Source organism: Streptomyces sp. NPDC000983 (assembly GCF_040299205.1).
Taxonomy (GTDB): Bacteria; Actinomycetota; Actinomycetes; order Streptomycetales; family Streptomycetaceae; genus Streptomyces.
In genome coordinates, this window is record NZ_JBEPBM010000008.1 from 42,052 (window position 1) to 56,428 (window position 14,377).

At 73.6% G+C, this 14,377-nt stretch carries 12 protein-coding genes; 9 read left to right on the top strand and 3 right to left on the bottom strand.

Going from position 1 to position 14,377, the window contains the following annotated elements:
* Window positions 1-16 precede the first annotated feature (16 nt).
* The 8 genes from ABT296_RS11410 (at window position 17) to ABT296_RS11445 (ending at window position 8,692) form a co-directional block, all read left to right on the top strand.
* Window positions 17-1,471, top strand: coding sequence for an MFS transporter (locus ABT296_RS11410; RefSeq protein WP_351925748.1), 1,455 nt, complete (start codon window positions 17-19; stop codon window positions 1,469-1,471).
* Window positions 1,472-1,540: 69 nt separating this feature from the next.
* The gene (locus ABT296_RS11415; RefSeq protein ID WP_351925750.1) at window positions 1,541-1,954 is read left to right on the top strand and encodes a DUF3151 domain-containing protein; all 414 of its coding nucleotides are present in this window, start codon (window positions 1,541-1,543) and stop codon (window positions 1,952-1,954) included.
* A 151-nt stretch (window positions 1,955-2,105) separates the two neighbouring features.
* On the top strand, window positions 2,106-2,945 hold the full coding sequence (locus tag ABT296_RS11420; protein ID WP_351925752.1) for a tryptophan 2,3-dioxygenase family protein: 840 nt from the start codon (window positions 2,106-2,108) through the stop codon (window positions 2,943-2,945).
* Window positions 2,938-4,170: a kynureninase gene (kynU, locus tag ABT296_RS11425; protein ID WP_351925754.1), complete on the top strand. Its 1,233-nt coding sequence runs from the start codon at window positions 2,938-2,940 to the stop codon at window positions 4,168-4,170. The genes ABT296_RS11420 and kynU overlap by 8 nt, the downstream gene beginning before the upstream one ends.
* 229 nt (window positions 4,171-4,399) lie before the next feature.
* Window positions 4,400-5,266, top strand: a complete 867-nt coding sequence (locus ABT296_RS11430; RefSeq protein WP_351925756.1) for an alpha/beta hydrolase — start codon at window positions 4,400-4,402, stop codon at window positions 5,264-5,266.
* Window positions 5,267-5,440: 174 nt separating this feature from the next.
* Window positions 5,441-6,754 carry a sensor histidine kinase gene (locus ABT296_RS11435; protein ID WP_351925758.1) on the top strand — a complete coding sequence of 438 codons (1,314 nt, stop codon included), beginning with the start codon at window positions 5,441-5,443 and terminating at the stop codon, window positions 6,752-6,754.
* Window positions 6,751-7,416: a response regulator gene (locus ABT296_RS11440; protein WP_351925760.1), complete on the top strand. Its 666-nt coding sequence runs from the start codon at window positions 6,751-6,753 to the stop codon at window positions 7,414-7,416. The genes ABT296_RS11435 and ABT296_RS11440 overlap by 4 nt, the downstream gene beginning before the upstream one ends.
* A 73-nt stretch (window positions 7,417-7,489) precedes the next feature.
* Window positions 7,490-8,692, top strand: a complete 1,203-nt coding sequence (locus tag ABT296_RS11445; protein ID WP_351925762.1) for a cytochrome P450 — start codon at window positions 7,490-7,492, stop codon at window positions 8,690-8,692.
* A 178-nt stretch (window positions 8,693-8,870) separates the two neighbouring features.
* Here ABT296_RS11445 and ABT296_RS11450 read toward each other — a convergent pair whose 3' ends face one another.
* Window positions 8,871-9,722, bottom strand: coding sequence for a diacylglycerol kinase family protein (locus tag ABT296_RS11450; protein ID WP_351925763.1), 852 nt, complete (start codon window positions 9,720-9,722; stop codon window positions 8,871-8,873).
* A 185-nt stretch (window positions 9,723-9,907) separates the two neighbouring features.
* On the opposite strand from ABT296_RS11450, the gene ABT296_RS11455 reads away from it, so the two are divergent.
* Window positions 9,908-11,191 carry an adenylosuccinate synthase gene (locus tag ABT296_RS11455; protein WP_351925764.1) on the top strand — a complete coding sequence of 428 codons (1,284 nt, stop codon included), beginning with the start codon at window positions 9,908-9,910 and terminating at the stop codon, window positions 11,189-11,191.
* A 73-nt stretch (window positions 11,192-11,264) separates the two neighbouring features.
* Here ABT296_RS11455 and ABT296_RS11460 read toward each other — a convergent pair whose 3' ends face one another.
* Window positions 11,265-13,652: an ABC transporter permease gene (locus ABT296_RS11460; RefSeq protein WP_351925766.1), complete on the bottom strand. Its 2,388-nt coding sequence runs from the start codon at window positions 13,650-13,652 to the stop codon at window positions 11,265-11,267.
* Window positions 13,649-14,362 (bottom strand): ABC transporter ATP-binding protein, encoded by a 714-nt coding sequence (locus ABT296_RS11465; protein ID WP_351925768.1) that lies wholly within the window; start codon window positions 14,360-14,362, stop codon window positions 13,649-13,651. The genes ABT296_RS11460 and ABT296_RS11465 overlap by 4 nt, the downstream gene beginning before the upstream one ends.
* Window positions 14,363-14,377: the final 15 nt, after the last annotated feature.

The window sequence follows — 14,377 nt, forward strand, 5'->3', positions numbered from 1 at the left end:
CTGTATACCTGGAACCATGCCCGACGTACGGATCAGCTCCCCGCAGGGCCGGTGGATCCTGTTCACCACCATCCTCGGCTCCGGCATGGCACTGCTGGACGCCACCGTCGTCAACGTGGCCCTGCCCCGCATGGGCGAGGACCTCGACGCGAACCTGTCCGCGCTCCAGTGGACGGTCAACGCCTACATGCTCACCCTGGCCGGCCTGATCCTCCTCGGCGGCTCCCTCGGCGACCGCTACGGGCGCCGGCGGATCTTCGTCGTCGGGGTGGTGTGGTTCGCCGCCGCCTCGCTGCTGTGCGGGCTCGCCCCGAACGCCGAGGTCCTCATCGCCGCCCGCGCCCTCCAGGGGGTCGGCGGGGCGCTGCTGACCCCGGGCTCCCTCGCCCTGATCCAGGCCTCCTTCCACCCCGACGACCGGGGGCGCGCGGTGGGCCTGTGGTCCGGCTTCGGCGGCATCGGGGCGGCCGTCGGGCCGTTCCTCGGCGGCTGGCTGGTGGACGGACCCGGCTGGCGGTGGGTGTTCCTGCTGAACGTGCCGCTCGCGCTGGTCTGCGTCCCGGTCGCGCTCCGCCATGTCCCGGAGTCCGGCGACGGCAGCACCGCGCACGGCCGCTTCGACGTCCTCGGCGCGGCCCTCGGCGCGCTCTCCCTGGCCCTGGTCACCTACGCGCTGATCGAGGCGGACTGGATCACCGCCGTCCTCGGCGTGGTCCTCGGGGTCGCCTTCGTGTACGTCGAGAAGCGGCGCCCCGACCCGATGATGCCGCTGGACGTCTTCGCGTCCCGCCAGTTCACCGCCGTCAACCTGGTCACCCTGTGCGTGTACGCGGCGCTCGGCGGGTTCTTCTTCCTCGCCGTGATCCAGCTCCAGGTCGTCTCCGGGTACTCGGCGCTGGCCGCGGGGACGGCGCTGCTGCCGACGACCCTGCTGATGCTGCTGCTCTCGGCCCGGTCCGGCGCCCTCGCCGACCGGATCGGGCCGCGCATCCCGCTCACCGTCGGACCCCTGGTCAGCGCGGCCGGGCTGCTGCTGATGCTGAGGGTCGGCCCGGACGCCTCCTACGTCGCCGACGTCCTGCCCGCCGTCCTCGTCTTCGGCCTGGGCCTGGTCGCCCTGGTCGCCCCGCTGACGGCCACCGTGCTCGCCTCCGTGGACGTCGCCCGGGCGGGCCTGGCCAGCGGCATCAACAACGCGGCCGCCCGTGCCGCGGGCCTGGTCGCGGTGGCCGCGCTGCCGCTGCTGACCGGGATGAGCGAGGAGGCCTACCGCTCGCCGGACGCCTTCGACGACGCCTTCGGGCAGGCCATGCTGTGGTGCGCGGGCGCGCTGGTCGTGGGCTCGGTCCTGGCCTTCGCGACCGTACGTTCCCTGCCGCCGGGCTGCCGGAAGCCCGAATGCCGTACGAACGCGGCGATCTCGGCGCCACCGCTGGAGGGCGGGCCGACGCGCAAGCGGCTGGCGTCCTGAAGGGGCTCGCACCCGGCAGCGGCGCGGGCCCGTATCTCCCCCCGCGCGCCGATACACCAGACTGGAACCATGACGATTCACGAGAACCTCCTCGGGGGCCCGCCCCCGACCCACCTCCCCGACGACCCGGAGCCCCGTGAGCTCCTCGCGTCCGGCACCGCGCCCGCCGACGTCGCCGCGCGGTACCCGAAGTCCTCCCTGGCCTGGGCCCGGCTGGCCGACGAGGCGTTCGAGCGGGGCGGCGTCGTGGAGTCGTACGCCTACGCCCGTACCGGCTACCACCGCGGCCTGGACGCCCTGCGCCGCAGCGGCTGGAAGGGCCACGGCCCGGTGCCGTGGGAGCACGAGCCCAACCGCGGCTTCCTGCGCGCCCTGCACGCCCTCGCCCGCGCCGCCGGGTCCATCGGCGAGCAGGACGAGTACGAGCGCTGCACCCAGTTCCTGAAGGACTCCTCCCCGACCGCCGCCCAGACGCTGGGCTAGCCGGTATCCCCGGAGTGCGGGGTCCGGCTGTGACGCGGTCGGACCTTGCACTTTCCCGGGACGACCCCCGAGGATTCGGGTGGGGACCGGGGCCCCCGTGTCGAAAACGGCAGGGGCGGACCGCTACCCGGAGTAACAACAGGAGACAGCGATGTCCCAAGAGGCTCAGGACACACAGGAGCCCGAGACCCCGCATCTCGACTTCGCCGGCACCACGCCGTACGAGGACTACGTCAAGGCGGACGTCCTCACCCACCTCCAGCACACCCTCTCCGACGATCCCGGAGAGATGGTCTTCCTGGTCACCACCCAGGTCATGGAGCTGTGGTTCACCGTGATCGTCCACGAGTGGGAGACCGCCGCGCACGCGCTGCGCGAGGACCGGGTGCCGGTCGCGATCGACGCGCTCAAGCGCTCGGTGCGGGAGCTGGAGGCGCTCAACGCCTCCTGGCGGCCGCTCGGCCAGCTGACCCCGGCCCAGTTCAACTCCTACCGCAGCGCCCTCGGCGAGGGCTCCGGCTTCCAGTCGGCGATGTACCGGCGGATGGAGTTCCTGCTCGGCGAGAAGTCCGCGTCCATGCTCGTCCCGCACCGCGGCGCGCCGCGCGTCCACGCGGAACTGGAGAAGGCGCTGCACGAGCCGAGCCTGTACGACGAGGTGCTGCGGCTGCTCGCCCGGCGCGGGCACGCCGTCCCCGCCGAGGTCCTCACCCGTGACGTGGCCCTGCGCTACGAGCCCTCGGAGCAGGTGGAGGCCGTTTGGACGGCCGTCTACTCCGGTGACGCGGCCGACGAGGTCGCCCGTCTGGGCGAGGCGCTGACGGACGTCGGCGAGCTGGTGTGGCGCTGGCGCAACGACCACCTGGTCGCCACCCGCCGCGCGATGGGCGCCAAGGCCGGCACGGGCGGCTCGGCCGGGGTGGCCTGGCTGGAGAAGCGCGCCCGCAAGAACGTCTTCCCGGAGCTGTGGACGGCGAGGTCCCATGTCTGAGCCGGGGGCGCAGGAGCCGCGGGTGCGGGAGCCGGGGGCCCACGAGCTGCGGGCGCGGGCGGAGAAGCTCGACGCCGAGGACGCGCTCGCGCACAAGCGGGCCGAGTTCGTCCTCGACGACGCGGTGTACCTCGACGGGAACTCGCTGGGCGCGCTGCCCGCGGGCGTGCCGGACCGGGTCGCGGACGTGGTCCGGCGGCAGTGGGGCGAGCTGCGCATCCGGTCCTGGGACGAGAGCGGCTGGTGGACCGCGCCGGAGCGGATCGGCGACCGGATCGCCCCCCTGGTGGGGACCGGGCCGGGCCGGATCGTCGTCGGCGACTCGACAAGCGTCAATATTCTCAAGGCGCTTGTGGCGGCCGTCCGGATGGCGGGCGAGGGCCGGGACGAGATCGTCGTGGACGCCACGACCTTCCCCACCGACGGCTACATCGCCGCGTCCGCGGCCCGGCTGACCGGCCGCACGCTGCGCCCGGTGGCCCCGTCCGAGATCCCCGGCGCCCTCGGGGACCGGACGGCCGCGGTGCTGCTCAACCACGTCGACTACCGCACCGGGCGGCTGCACGACCTGCCGTCGCTGACGGCCGCGGTCCACGGGGCGGGCGCGCTCGCCGTGTGGGACCTGTGCCACAGCGCGGGCGCGCTGCCGGTGGGCCTCGACGAGCACGGCGTGGACCTGGCGGTCGGCTGCACCTACAAGTACCTGAACGGGGGTCCGGGTTCACCGGCGTACCTCTACGTACGGGCGGACCTGCAGTCCCGTTTCGACTCGCCCCTGCCGGGCTGGAACTCGCACGCCGAGCCCTTCGGCATGCGCGCCGGCTACGAGCCGGCCGAGGGCGCCCTGCGCGGCCGGGTGGGTACCCCGGACATCCTGTCCATGCTGGCCCTGGAGGCGGCGCTGGACGTGTGGCGGGACGTCTCCGTCGAGGCGGTGCGCGCCAAGTCGCTGGCCCTGACGGACTTCTTCCTGGAGTGCGTCGAGGCGTACGTGCCACGCGGGCGGGTGGAGTCCCTGACCCCGGCCGCGCACCCGGAGCGAGGCAGCCAGGTGGCGCTGCGCTGCGACGACGCCGGCGACGTGATGCGGCGGCTGATCGAGCGGGGCGTGGTGGGCGACTTCCGGGCCCCGGACGTCCTGCGGTTCGGATTCACCCCGTTGTACGTCGGTTTCGCCGACGCCGAGCGGGCGGCTCGGGTCCTCGGCGAGCTGCTGACGGCGTAGGCGCGGGCGCGGGGTGCCGCCGTACCGCGGCACCCCGTCCCCGTACCTCCCGGCCCGGGAGAGAACCGTTTACCCCTCACCCAGCGTGACATCCGCGTGTCCGCGCACGTCACCGGCCTGATACCGTCCCCGCCAACGGCCAAGTCACGCACCTGGTCCGCCACTTCCTCCCCCCGGTGCCGTTCAGGCTGCCCGGGAGGTCCCCGCTTCGTCGCTGAGAGGTTGGAGCATGCCGGAAGACGCCGCCGCCCGGTCCGCCGCCGAAGAGCAGTCGGCCTTCTCGCACCCGCCCGTCGATCCCGACGCCACCGCCGCCTACGGCGACCACCCGGACCAGGTGATCGACTTCTACGCCCCGCGCGTCCAGGCCGCGCCCGGCACCCCTGTTCCCGTGGTGGCCGTGCTGCACGGCGGCGCCTGGCGGTCCCCCTACGACCGCCGCCACATCACCCCGTTCGCCGGTTTCCTGGCCGGCCGGGGCTTCGCGGTGGCCGTCGTCGAGTACCGCAGGGGCGCCGAGGGCGCCGCCGACCGGGCGGGCCGCTGGCCGGACACCCTCGACGACGTGGCCGCCGCCCTCGACGCGCTGCCGGCCCTGGTCGCCGGGGCCCTCCCGCAGGCCGACCTGGGGCGCACGGTCGTCACCGGCCACTCGGCGGGCGGGCATCTCGCCCTGTGGGCGGCGGCCCGGCACCTGCTGCCGTCCGACGCCCCCTGGCGCACCGACGGTCCCGCCCCGCTGCGCGGCGTCGTCGCCCTCGCCCCGATCGCGGACTTCGCGGTCGCCGACAAGCTGGACGTGTGCGGCGGCGCGGCCCGCCAGTTCCTCGGCGGCGACGAGCACTTCGCGGAGCGCAGGCCCTACGCCGACCCCGCGCTGCTGCTGCCCACCGGCATCGCCACCACCCTCGTCCAGGGCCGCACCGACGTGGACGTGCCCCAGGCCGTCGCCGAGGCGTACGCGGACGCGGCGGCCCGGGCCGGTGAGGTGGTGGGGCTGACGCTGCTGGAGGACGTGGGCCACTTCCCGCTGATCGACCCGGCGGCGGACGCGTGCGCGGTGGTCGCCGAGGAGATCGCCCAGCTCGCCTGGTGAGGGCCGGGGGCTATTGGTGAGCGCCCGGGGCTCTCGGTGAGCGCCGGGACCGCCGTGGGGGCGCCGGTACTGCCGTGGGGCCGCCGGGACCGCCATGGGCCGCCGTAGTACTTGAGACGGACCCCGCAGGACCCTTCTCGCAGGTGACGACGGCGGGCCGGGCCTGCGCCTACCGTGCTGTGCGTGACCGAGACGACCAGCAAAGCCCAGAGCCCGGAGTTCCGGCTCGCCGCGGACGCCCTGCGCGGGCTGCGGCAGGACCTGTTCCACGACGTGTTCGCCTACCGTCCGCTGCGCCGGCTGAGCGCGGACGGCCCGCTGACGCGCCAGCTGCCGGGCCGGCTGCGGGAGTACGTGACCTGGACGCCGCACGCCCTGATCGGCGCGGTGGCCCTGCTGGCCCTGCTGGTGGCGAGCGTCGACACCGACGGGCCGCCCCTGCTGCTCGGCCCGCTCTGCGTGCTCCCGGTGCTGCTGACGATGGCGCGTCCGGTCGGGGCGTTCTGGCTGTCGCTCGCGGCCACCCCCGTCAGCGGCGCGATCGGCGGCTCGTGGGGGGACTGGCCGTGGATACCCGGCGCCTTCGTCTGCCACCTGGCCGTGCTGACGATCGTGGCCATGCGCACCAGGCCCCGCACGGCGGCCTGGATGTGGCTGGTGACGGCCGCCTACGGTCTGGTCGCCGAGGCCGGCTTCGGACCGGGCTACTACGGCACCAACACCGGTCCCATGCTGGTGGTCTCCGCGATGGTGCTGCTCTGTGTCGCCGTCTGGCAGATCCGCCGCGAGGCGCGGCAGGAGGTCACCGCGCAGGCCACGGAGACCGCGCAGGAGCGCTCCCGGCGGACCCTGCTGGAGGAGCGCACCACCATCGCCCGCGAGCTGCACGACGTGGTCGCCCACCACATGTCGGTCGTCGCCATCCAGGCGGAGGCCGCCCCCTACCGGGTGGAGAACCCGCCGCCCGAGCTGGAGCGCGCCTTCGCCACCATCCGGGAGAACGCCGTCGCCGCCCTGACCGAACTCCGCCGCGTCCTCGGCGTCGTACGCGCCGAGGACTACGAGGCCCCGGACGCCCCGCAGCCCACCCTTGCCGACCTCGACGCGCTGCTCGCCAATGTGCGCGACGCGGGCCAGGACGTGGTGAAGACGGTGACCGGGGCGGTGCGCGAGCTGCCGCAGGGCGTGGAGCTGTCGGCGTACCGCATCGTCCAGGAGGCGCTCAGCAACACCCTGCGGCACGCGCCCGGCGCGAGCGCCAAGGTCGAGATCGGCTATGTCCTGGGCGGTCTCGGTCTGCGCGTGGTGAACACCCCGCCACCGGCCCCCTCCCTGGTCAAGCCCTCGCCGGGCGCCGGACACGGCATCACGGGGATGCGTGAGCGGGTCACGATGCTGGGCGGCGAGATGACGGCCGGCGCGACCGACGACGGCGGCTACGAGGTGGCCGTGTTCCTGCCTGTGCGGCCCGCGGGGGACGAGTCATGACGGTCCGTGTGCTGATCGCCGACGACCAGATGATGGTGCGCGAGGGCTTCTCGGTGCTGCTGAACGCGATGCCGGACATCGAGGTGGTCGGGGAGGCGGTGAACGGCCGCGAGGCGGTCGCCAAGGTCCGTGAACTCGCCCCGGACGTGGTCCTGATGGACATCCGCATGCCCGAGCTGAACGGCATCGAGGCGACCCGGGAGATCGTCGCCGCGGACGGCACCGCGAAGGTCCTGGTGCTGACCACCTTCGACCTCGACGAGTACGTCTACCAGGCGCTGCGGGCGGGCGCGTCCGGCTTCCTGCTGAAGGACGCCTCGGCCCGCCAGCTCGCCGACGGGGTCCGGCTGGTCGCCGCCGGGGAGGCGCTGCTGGCGCCCTCCGTGACCCGGCGGCTGATCACCGAGTTCTCCCGGCTCTCGCACACCCCCAAGCTGATGTCCGCCGCCCGCGCCGCCTACGGCGACCTGACGGAGCGCGAGACGGAGGTGCTGGTGCTGATCGCCGAGGGCCTGTCCAACGCCGAGATCGCCGGACGGCTGGTGGTCGCCGAGTCGACGATCAAGACCCATGTCAGCCGGATCCTGGTCAAGTTGGGCCTGCGGGACCGTACCCAGGCGGCGGTGTTCGCCTACGAGGCGCGGCTGGTGACACCGGGCTGACCGGGCCGCCCGTTTCCCCGCCGGTGCGAGTCGGCCCTGGTCAGACCGGGCGTCTTGGGGCTAGCGTCCGTTCATGGGAGCCTTCGATCCATGGGACCCGGCGTTCCTCGCCGACCCCTACCCCGCCTATGCCGAGCTGCGCGCCAAGGGGCGCGTGCACTACTTCGAGCCCACGAACCAGTGGCTCGTACCGCACCACGCCGACGTCTCGGCGCTGCTGCGCGACCGCCGCCTCGGCCGGACCTACCAGCACCGGTTCACCCACGAGGACTTCGGGCGTACGGCGCCACCGGCCGAGCACGAGCCGTTCCACACCCTCAACGACCACGGCATGCTCGATCTGGAGCCGCCGGACCACACCCGGATCCGGCGCCTGGTGTCGAAGGCGTTCACCCCGCGCACGGTGGAGCGCCTCGCGCCCTACGTGGCCGGGCTCGCCGGTGAGCTGGTGGACCGGCTCGTCGAGGCCGGCGGCGGGGACCTCCTCACCGACGTCGCCGAACCGCTGCCGGTCGCGGTCATCGCCGAGATGCTGGGCATCCCCGAGGCGGACCGGGCGCCGCTGCGGCCCTGGTCGGCGGAGATCTGCGGGATGTACGAGCTGAGCCCCTCGGAGGAGACCGCGGACAGGGCGGTACGGGCCTCCGTGGAGTTCTCCGCGTACCTGCGGGAGCTGATCGCCGAGCGGCGGGGGAAGCCGGGGGACGACCTGATCTCCGGGCTCATCGCCGCGCACGACGAGGGGGACCGGCTCACCGAGCAGGAGATGATCTCGACGTGCGTGCTGCTGCTGAACGCGGGGCACGAGGCGACGGTCAACGCGACGGTGAACGGGTGGGCGGCGCTGTTCCGTCATCCCGAGCAGCTGGCTCTGTTGCGGGGGGATCACTCGCTCGTGCCGTCCGCCGTGGAGGAGTTGATGCGGTACGACACGCCTCTTCAGCTCTTCGAGCGGTGGGTGCTGGACGAGGTCGAGATCGACGGGGTGGTGATTCCTCGGGGGGCCGAGATCGCCATGTTGTTCGGGTCCGCGAACCGGGATCCCGCGGTGTTTCGGGATGCGGAGCGGCTTGATCTCGGGCGGGTGGAGAATCCGCACATTTCGTTCAGTGCGGGGATTCACTACTGCATCGGGGCGCCGCTGGCTCGGATTGAGCTGGGGGCGTCCATGCGGGCGTTGTTGGAGCGGGCTCCGGGGTTGGAGTTGGCTGCGGAGCCGCGGTTGAAGCGGAACTTTGTCATCCGAGGGATGGAGGGGTTGCGGGTTTCGGTCTGACGGCGGGTTCGTGGGTGCGGGTGGGTTGTGGGCGGTTTGCGCAGTTCCCCGCGCCCCGGGTTGTCGGGTGCGGGTGGGTTGTGGTTGTTCGCGCAGTTCCCCGCGCCCCTTTTGGGGTGGTGGCGGGGTTCGGTCTGCTGCGGGAGGGGTGTGGCTGGGCGCGCAGTTCCTCGCGCCCCTACAGGGCGCTTTCCATGTTTTTGGTGGGGAGGATCAGGCCCAGGGCGTTTTGGCGGACCGTCCAGGTCTTGTGGCGGACCGGGCCTGCTTCTGTGGTGTCCGCTCTGTAGCGGAAGTCCGTTCCCGAGACCGTGATGCGGTTGCCCCTCGCCAGGAGGGGGGACGGCTCCGAGGTCTGGTGGACCTCCACCGTCGCCGTGCCTGAGCCGTGCGGGGTGACCGAGACGTCGTCCACCGGCTGGTCCAGGTCGACCAGGGTCACTCCGTCGACCTCCACCCGCAGGCGGCTCGGACCGAGCCCCGACGGGACCGGCGCCGGACGCGCCGGCACCAGGGTCCGTACCAGGGAGTGGTACGTCCGCCGCCAGGGCCGCTCCTCCAGCTCCCCGGCGCCCCCCGAGGGCGGCAGGGACGGGATGCGCAGGGTGCCCAGCACCACCCCGTCGCTGTCGTCGACGAGGACGTCCATCCGCCGCTCCACGCCCTCCAGCACGGCCCGCGCCGCCGCGACCGTGCCCGTGGGCACCCCCAGCGCCCCGGCCAGCGACAGCCCGGCGCCCACCGGGACCACCGACAGGGCGCATCCGGCCAGCTCCCGCTGCCGGTGCAGCAGGGACACCGCCCGCACCAGCGCCCTGTCGTCGCCCACCACGACGGGCCGCCGCGACCCGCGGCGCTGGAGCGCCCGGGCGAATTCCTCGGGCCCCTCCGGCATGCAGACCTTCGTCGCGGCACCCGCGCTGAGCACGTCTTTCGCGATCCGGACGGACTCCCCGTCCGTATGCCGGGCGACCGGGTCGATGACCACCAGCAGCTGATCGGACGTCGCGAAAGTCGCCACCTCGGCCATGCCTCGCTTCCTCGGGTAGCATCTTTGTGCAAGAGCCCCTTGCGCTATTGCGCCAGGGGCTTCGTCTATTCCGGGGCATCCGGTCCGACGGGTTGCGACCGACGATGGTCGCCGGTGTGCGTGCACAGCAGTGTCGCGTACGCCCCTGACCTTGGACATGCCCCGCCCGGAAGGGGTGTACGCGCGTGCCCGCACTTGTGCTGCTCGGTGCTCAGTGGGGTGACGAAGGCAAGGGAAAGGCCACCGACCTGCTCGGTGGATCCGTGGACTATGTGGTGCGCTACCAGGGCGGCAACAACGCCGGCCATACGGTGGTCGTGGGCGATCAGAAGTACGCCCTGCATCTCCTCCCTTCCGGAATCCTGTCCCCGGGGTGTACCCCGGTCATCGGCAACGGTGTCGTCGTCGACCCGTCGGTCCTGCTCTCCGAGCTGAGCGGACTGAACGACCGAGGCGTCGACACGTCCAAGCTCCTCATCAGCGGTAACGCGCACATCATCACGCCGTACAACGTCACGGTCGACAAGGTGACGGAACGCTTCCTCGGAAAGCGGAAGATCGGCACGACCGGGCGCGGTATCGGTCCCACCTACGCGGACAAGATCAACCGCGTCGGCATCCGGGTCCAGGATCTGTACGACGAGTCGATCCTGCTGCAGAAGGTCGAGGCGGCGCTCGACGTCAAGAACCAGCTGCTGACCAAGCTCTACAACCGTCGCGCCATCGCCGTGGACCAGGTGGTCGAGGAGCTGCTCGGCTACGCGGAGAAGCTCCGGCCGTACGTCGCCGACACGGTGCTGGTGCTCAACCAGGCCCTGGAGGACGACAAGGTCGTGCTCTTCGAGGGCGGCCAGGGCACGCTGCTGGACATCGACCACGGCACGTACCCCTTCGTCACCTCCAGCAACCCGACCGCGGGCGGCGCCTGCACGGGTGCGGGCGTGGGCCCGACGAAGATCAGCCGGGTCATCGGCATCCTGAAGGCGTACACCACCCGCGTCGGCGCCGGCCCGTTCCCCACGGAGCTGTTCGACGAGGACGGCGAGGCGCTGCGCCGCATCGGCCACGAGCGGGGTGTCACCACCGGCCGTGACCGCCGCTGCGGCTGGTTCGACGCGGTGATCGCCCGGTACGCGACCCGGGTGAACGGTCTGACGGACTTCTTCCTCACCAAGCTCGACGTCCTCACCGGCTGGGAGCAGATCCCGGTCTGCGTGGCGTACGAGATCGACGGCAGGCGCGTCGAGGAGCTGCCCTACTCGCAGTCCGACTTCCACCACGCGAAGCCGGTCTACGAGACGCTGCCGGGCTGGTCCGAGGACATCACCAAGGCGAAGTCGTTCTCCGACCTGCCGAAGAACGCCCAGAACTACGTCAAGGCGCTGGAGGAGATGTCCGGCGCCCCGATCTCCGCGATCGGCGTGGGCCCGGGCCGGGACGAGACGATCGAGATCAACTCGTTCATCTGATTCCGGCGCCGGTCACGGCGCGTGCGGGAAGGGGCGTCCCGGTCACGGGGCGCCCCTTCCCGCTGTCCCCCTCTCACTCCGTGCGCAGGGCCTTCGCGGTGTCGGTGCGGGCCGCCCAGCCCGCCGGGAGCAGCGCGCCGCCCAGGGCGATCGTCAGGGCGCCCAGGGAGAGCGCGGCCAGCAGCGCGGGCGCGTAGACGGCGGTGTACGCGGCGGGGAGGTTCATGCCGACCGCGTCGCCCATCAGCGGGGTGACCCAGTGGTGCAGGGCGACCCCGGCCGGGACGCCGACGGCGCCCGCGAGCACGCCGACGGTGGTCACCGAGGTGAGGACCAGGGTGAGGGTCTGCCGGGGCGTCATGCCGAGCGACTTCATGACACCGAGGTCGTGGACGCGGTCGCGGGTGTCGAGGACGACCGTGTTGAGGACGCCGAGCGCCGCGACGGCGACCAGCATCAGGGTGAGCGTCGCGATCAGCGCGTTCATGGCCGCGATCACCGAGGAGCTGTCGCCGCCGGTGGTGTGCGCGAAGGCGCCGGTGCCGTCCAGGGCCTCTTCCAGGCTCGCCAGGTAGGCCGCGGTGGAGGTGCCGGAGTCCGGCTGGACGTGGAAGCGGTGCGGGGCGGTGTCCAGGCCCAGGGCCTTCAGGGTCGACGTCCCGGTGAGCAGGAGCATGCCCTCCTCCTCGGTGAAGAACGCCTCGCCGACGACGCGCACGGTCGTGCTCCGGCCGCCCTCGGAGAGCTTCACGGTGTCGCCGACCTCCAGCCCGGCCGCGTCCAGGAACCGCTTGGTCACCACGGCCTGGCCGGTGCCGTCCAGCCAGTGGCCCGACACCAGGTCCGGTGCCGCCCAGGACGCGTCGCCCCCGTAGGCGATCACGGAGGTCCGGCCCGCGATGCCGGACGCCTTCACCTCGCCCTGGGCCGTGGAGTAGTGGCGCCGGGTCGCCGGCTCGGCGTCCAGGGCGGCGGCGACGTCCGCCGGGTCCGCCGCCTTCACCGGCTCCTGCCCGGGCGCCGGGACCACCTCGGCGCCCCGGGGGCCGCCCGGCCCGTGCCCGGTCTCCACGACGACCGGGGCGGCGGCGTCGAGCATCCGCCGGCCCTGGATGTCGCCGAGGGTCTGGCCGAGGCCGACCGCGAAGGTCACCGTGACGGTGGCGAAGGTGACGGCCGCCGCCGTGGTCGCCGCCCGCGCCGGGCGGGCGAAGGGCTGCGTGAGACCCAGGCCCACCGGCCGGGGCAGCGCGAGCCGGCCCGCCAGCCGCCGGGCCCACCGCCCCCGCCCGCTGTCCGGGGTGCGCCCCACGGTGAGCGCCTCGACCGGCCGCAGCCGCCCGGCCCGCAGTGCCGGCACCAGCGCGGCCAGGCCCACCAGGGCGAGTGCCACGGCGGGGGCGCCGAGATCGACCCACCAGGGGACGGTGGCGGAGGCGCCGCTGTAGACGTCCTCGACCCCGCCCAGGACCGGCCCGGCCAGCAGGTTCCCCAGGCCCACGCCGAGCGCGCAGCCCACCGAGGCCGGCACCAGCGCCTGGGCGACGTAGGCCCGTACGACCTGGGCCGGGGTGAAGCCGAGCGGCTTGAGGACGCCGATGCGCCGGGTCGCCGAGCCGACCGAGCCGCTGACGACGATCCCGATGATCAGCACCGACATGACCAGGCCGAGCACCCCGAAGGCGGCCACGAACGGCACGAACGCCAGCGCGTTGGCGAGCTGCTCCTGCCGGACGGCGAGATGGGACCGGGTGCCGGTCAGCGCGCCCTCGGGCGTGGCCGCCGCGATCGCGGTGCGGCCCGCCGTCACCTCGGCGTCGGTGTCCGCCTCGGTCAGCCGGTACAGCATCCGGTACTCCCAGGCGCCGTCGCCGGTGGTGAACGCCTCGGCCTGGGCGGGGGTCACCCAGGCGCCGGCGGTGCCGGTCACCGACCGGGCGAGCCCCACGACGGTCAGCGTGGGCGCGCCGGGCAGGTCCGGGAAGCTCAGCCGGGTGCCCTTCTCCAGCGGGGCCTCGCTCTCGGCGAGCACGATCTCGCCGGGGCGGGCGGCCCAGCGGCCGGTGAGCAGTTCCAGCCGGTCGACCGTCCCCCCGGGGCCCGCCCGGCCGGTCACCGTCAGCTCGGGCAGCGTCGCCCCGGCCGGCAGCCCGGCGCTGTCCGCGACGGTGCGCGGGGCCGCCTGGAGCGTCCGGAAGGGGCCCGCCGCCTCGCTCACCCCGGCGGCCCGCGCGGTCGCCGCGAGCTGGTCCGGGGTGGCCGCGCGGGGGTCGAACGAGGCGGCCAGATGGGCACCGGCCCGCTCGGTCATGGCCTGTTCGAAGGGGGCCCGGGACGCGGCGAGCACCCCGGCGGCCACCACCGAGGCGGTGACGGCGATCAGTGTCGTCAGGACCATCACCGTGGTCTGCAGCGGGCGCCGTCCCACTCCGGCGCGCACCACCCGGCCCAGGGCGCTCATCGCGGCACCGCCACGGTGTCGCGGACGATCCGGCCGTCGACCAGCTCGATGGTGCGGGTCGTGCAGGACTCGGCGAGCACCGGATCGTGGGTGACCAGCAGGACCGTCTGACCGTCCGCGTTGAGCGCGGTCAGCAGGTCGCGTACGTCCTGCCCGGCGGCGGAGTCCAGGGCGCCGGTCGGCTCGTCGGCCAGGAGCAGCGCGGGACGGTTCATCAGGGCCCGGGCGACGGCGACCCGCTGCCGTTCCCCGCCGGAGAGCCGGCCCGGGTGGGCCTCGGCGTGCCGGCCGATGCCGAGGCGGTCCAGCAGTTCGGCGGCGCGCCTGCGGGCCTCGGCGCGGGGGATTCCGGCCAGCTGGGCCGGGAGCAGCACGTTGTCGGCGACGGTGAGGTCGTCGAGGAGGTTGAAGAACTGGAAGACCATCCCGATGCCGGCCCTGCGGTACTTCGCCGAGGCGGCCTCGCCGAGGGTGTCCACCCGCACCCCGGCCACCGTGACGCTGCCGCTGTCGGGGCGGTCCAGGCCCGCGATCAGGTTGAGCAGGGTGGACTTGCCGCTGCCCGACGGCCCCAGCACGGCCACCGCCTCCCCGCGCCGCACGGTCAGCCGGACCCCGTCGAGCGCCGGCGGCCCCTGCCCGTAGCGCCGGCTCACGTCCCGGATGTCGATGACGGGTGCCGTGGTGCCGGTGCTGTCGTTCGTGTCCATGGGCTCTCCCAGCCG

Coding starts and splice junctions, on each gene's coding strand:
- ABT296_RS11410 (WP_351925748.1), top strand. CDS start 17: ATGCCCGACGTACGGATCAGCTCCCCGCAGGGCCGGTGGATCCTGTTC.
- ABT296_RS11415 (WP_351925750.1), top strand. CDS start 1,541: ATGACGATTCACGAGAACCTCCTCGGGGGCCCGCCCCCGACCCACCTC.
- ABT296_RS11420 (WP_351925752.1), top strand. CDS start 2,106: ATGTCCCAAGAGGCTCAGGACACACAGGAGCCCGAGACCCCGCATCTC.
- kynU (WP_351925754.1), top strand. CDS start 2,938: ATGTCTGAGCCGGGGGCGCAGGAGCCGCGGGTGCGGGAGCCGGGGGCC.
- ABT296_RS11430 (WP_351925756.1), top strand. CDS start 4,400: ATGCCGGAAGACGCCGCCGCCCGGTCCGCCGCCGAAGAGCAGTCGGCC.
- ABT296_RS11440 (WP_351925760.1), top strand. CDS start 6,751: ATGACGGTCCGTGTGCTGATCGCCGACGACCAGATGATGGTGCGCGAG.
- ABT296_RS11445 (WP_351925762.1), top strand. CDS start 7,490: ATGGGAGCCTTCGATCCATGGGACCCGGCGTTCCTCGCCGACCCCTAC.
- ABT296_RS11450 (WP_351925763.1), bottom strand. CDS start 9,722: ATGGCCGAGGTGGCGACTTTCGCGACGTCCGATCAGCTGCTGGTGGTC.
- ABT296_RS11460 (WP_351925766.1), bottom strand. CDS start 13,652: ATGAGCGCCCTGGGCCGGGTGGTGCGCGCCGGAGTGGGACGGCGCCCG.
- ABT296_RS11465 (WP_351925768.1), bottom strand. CDS start 14,362: ATGGACACGAACGACAGCACCGGCACCACGGCACCCGTCATCGACATC.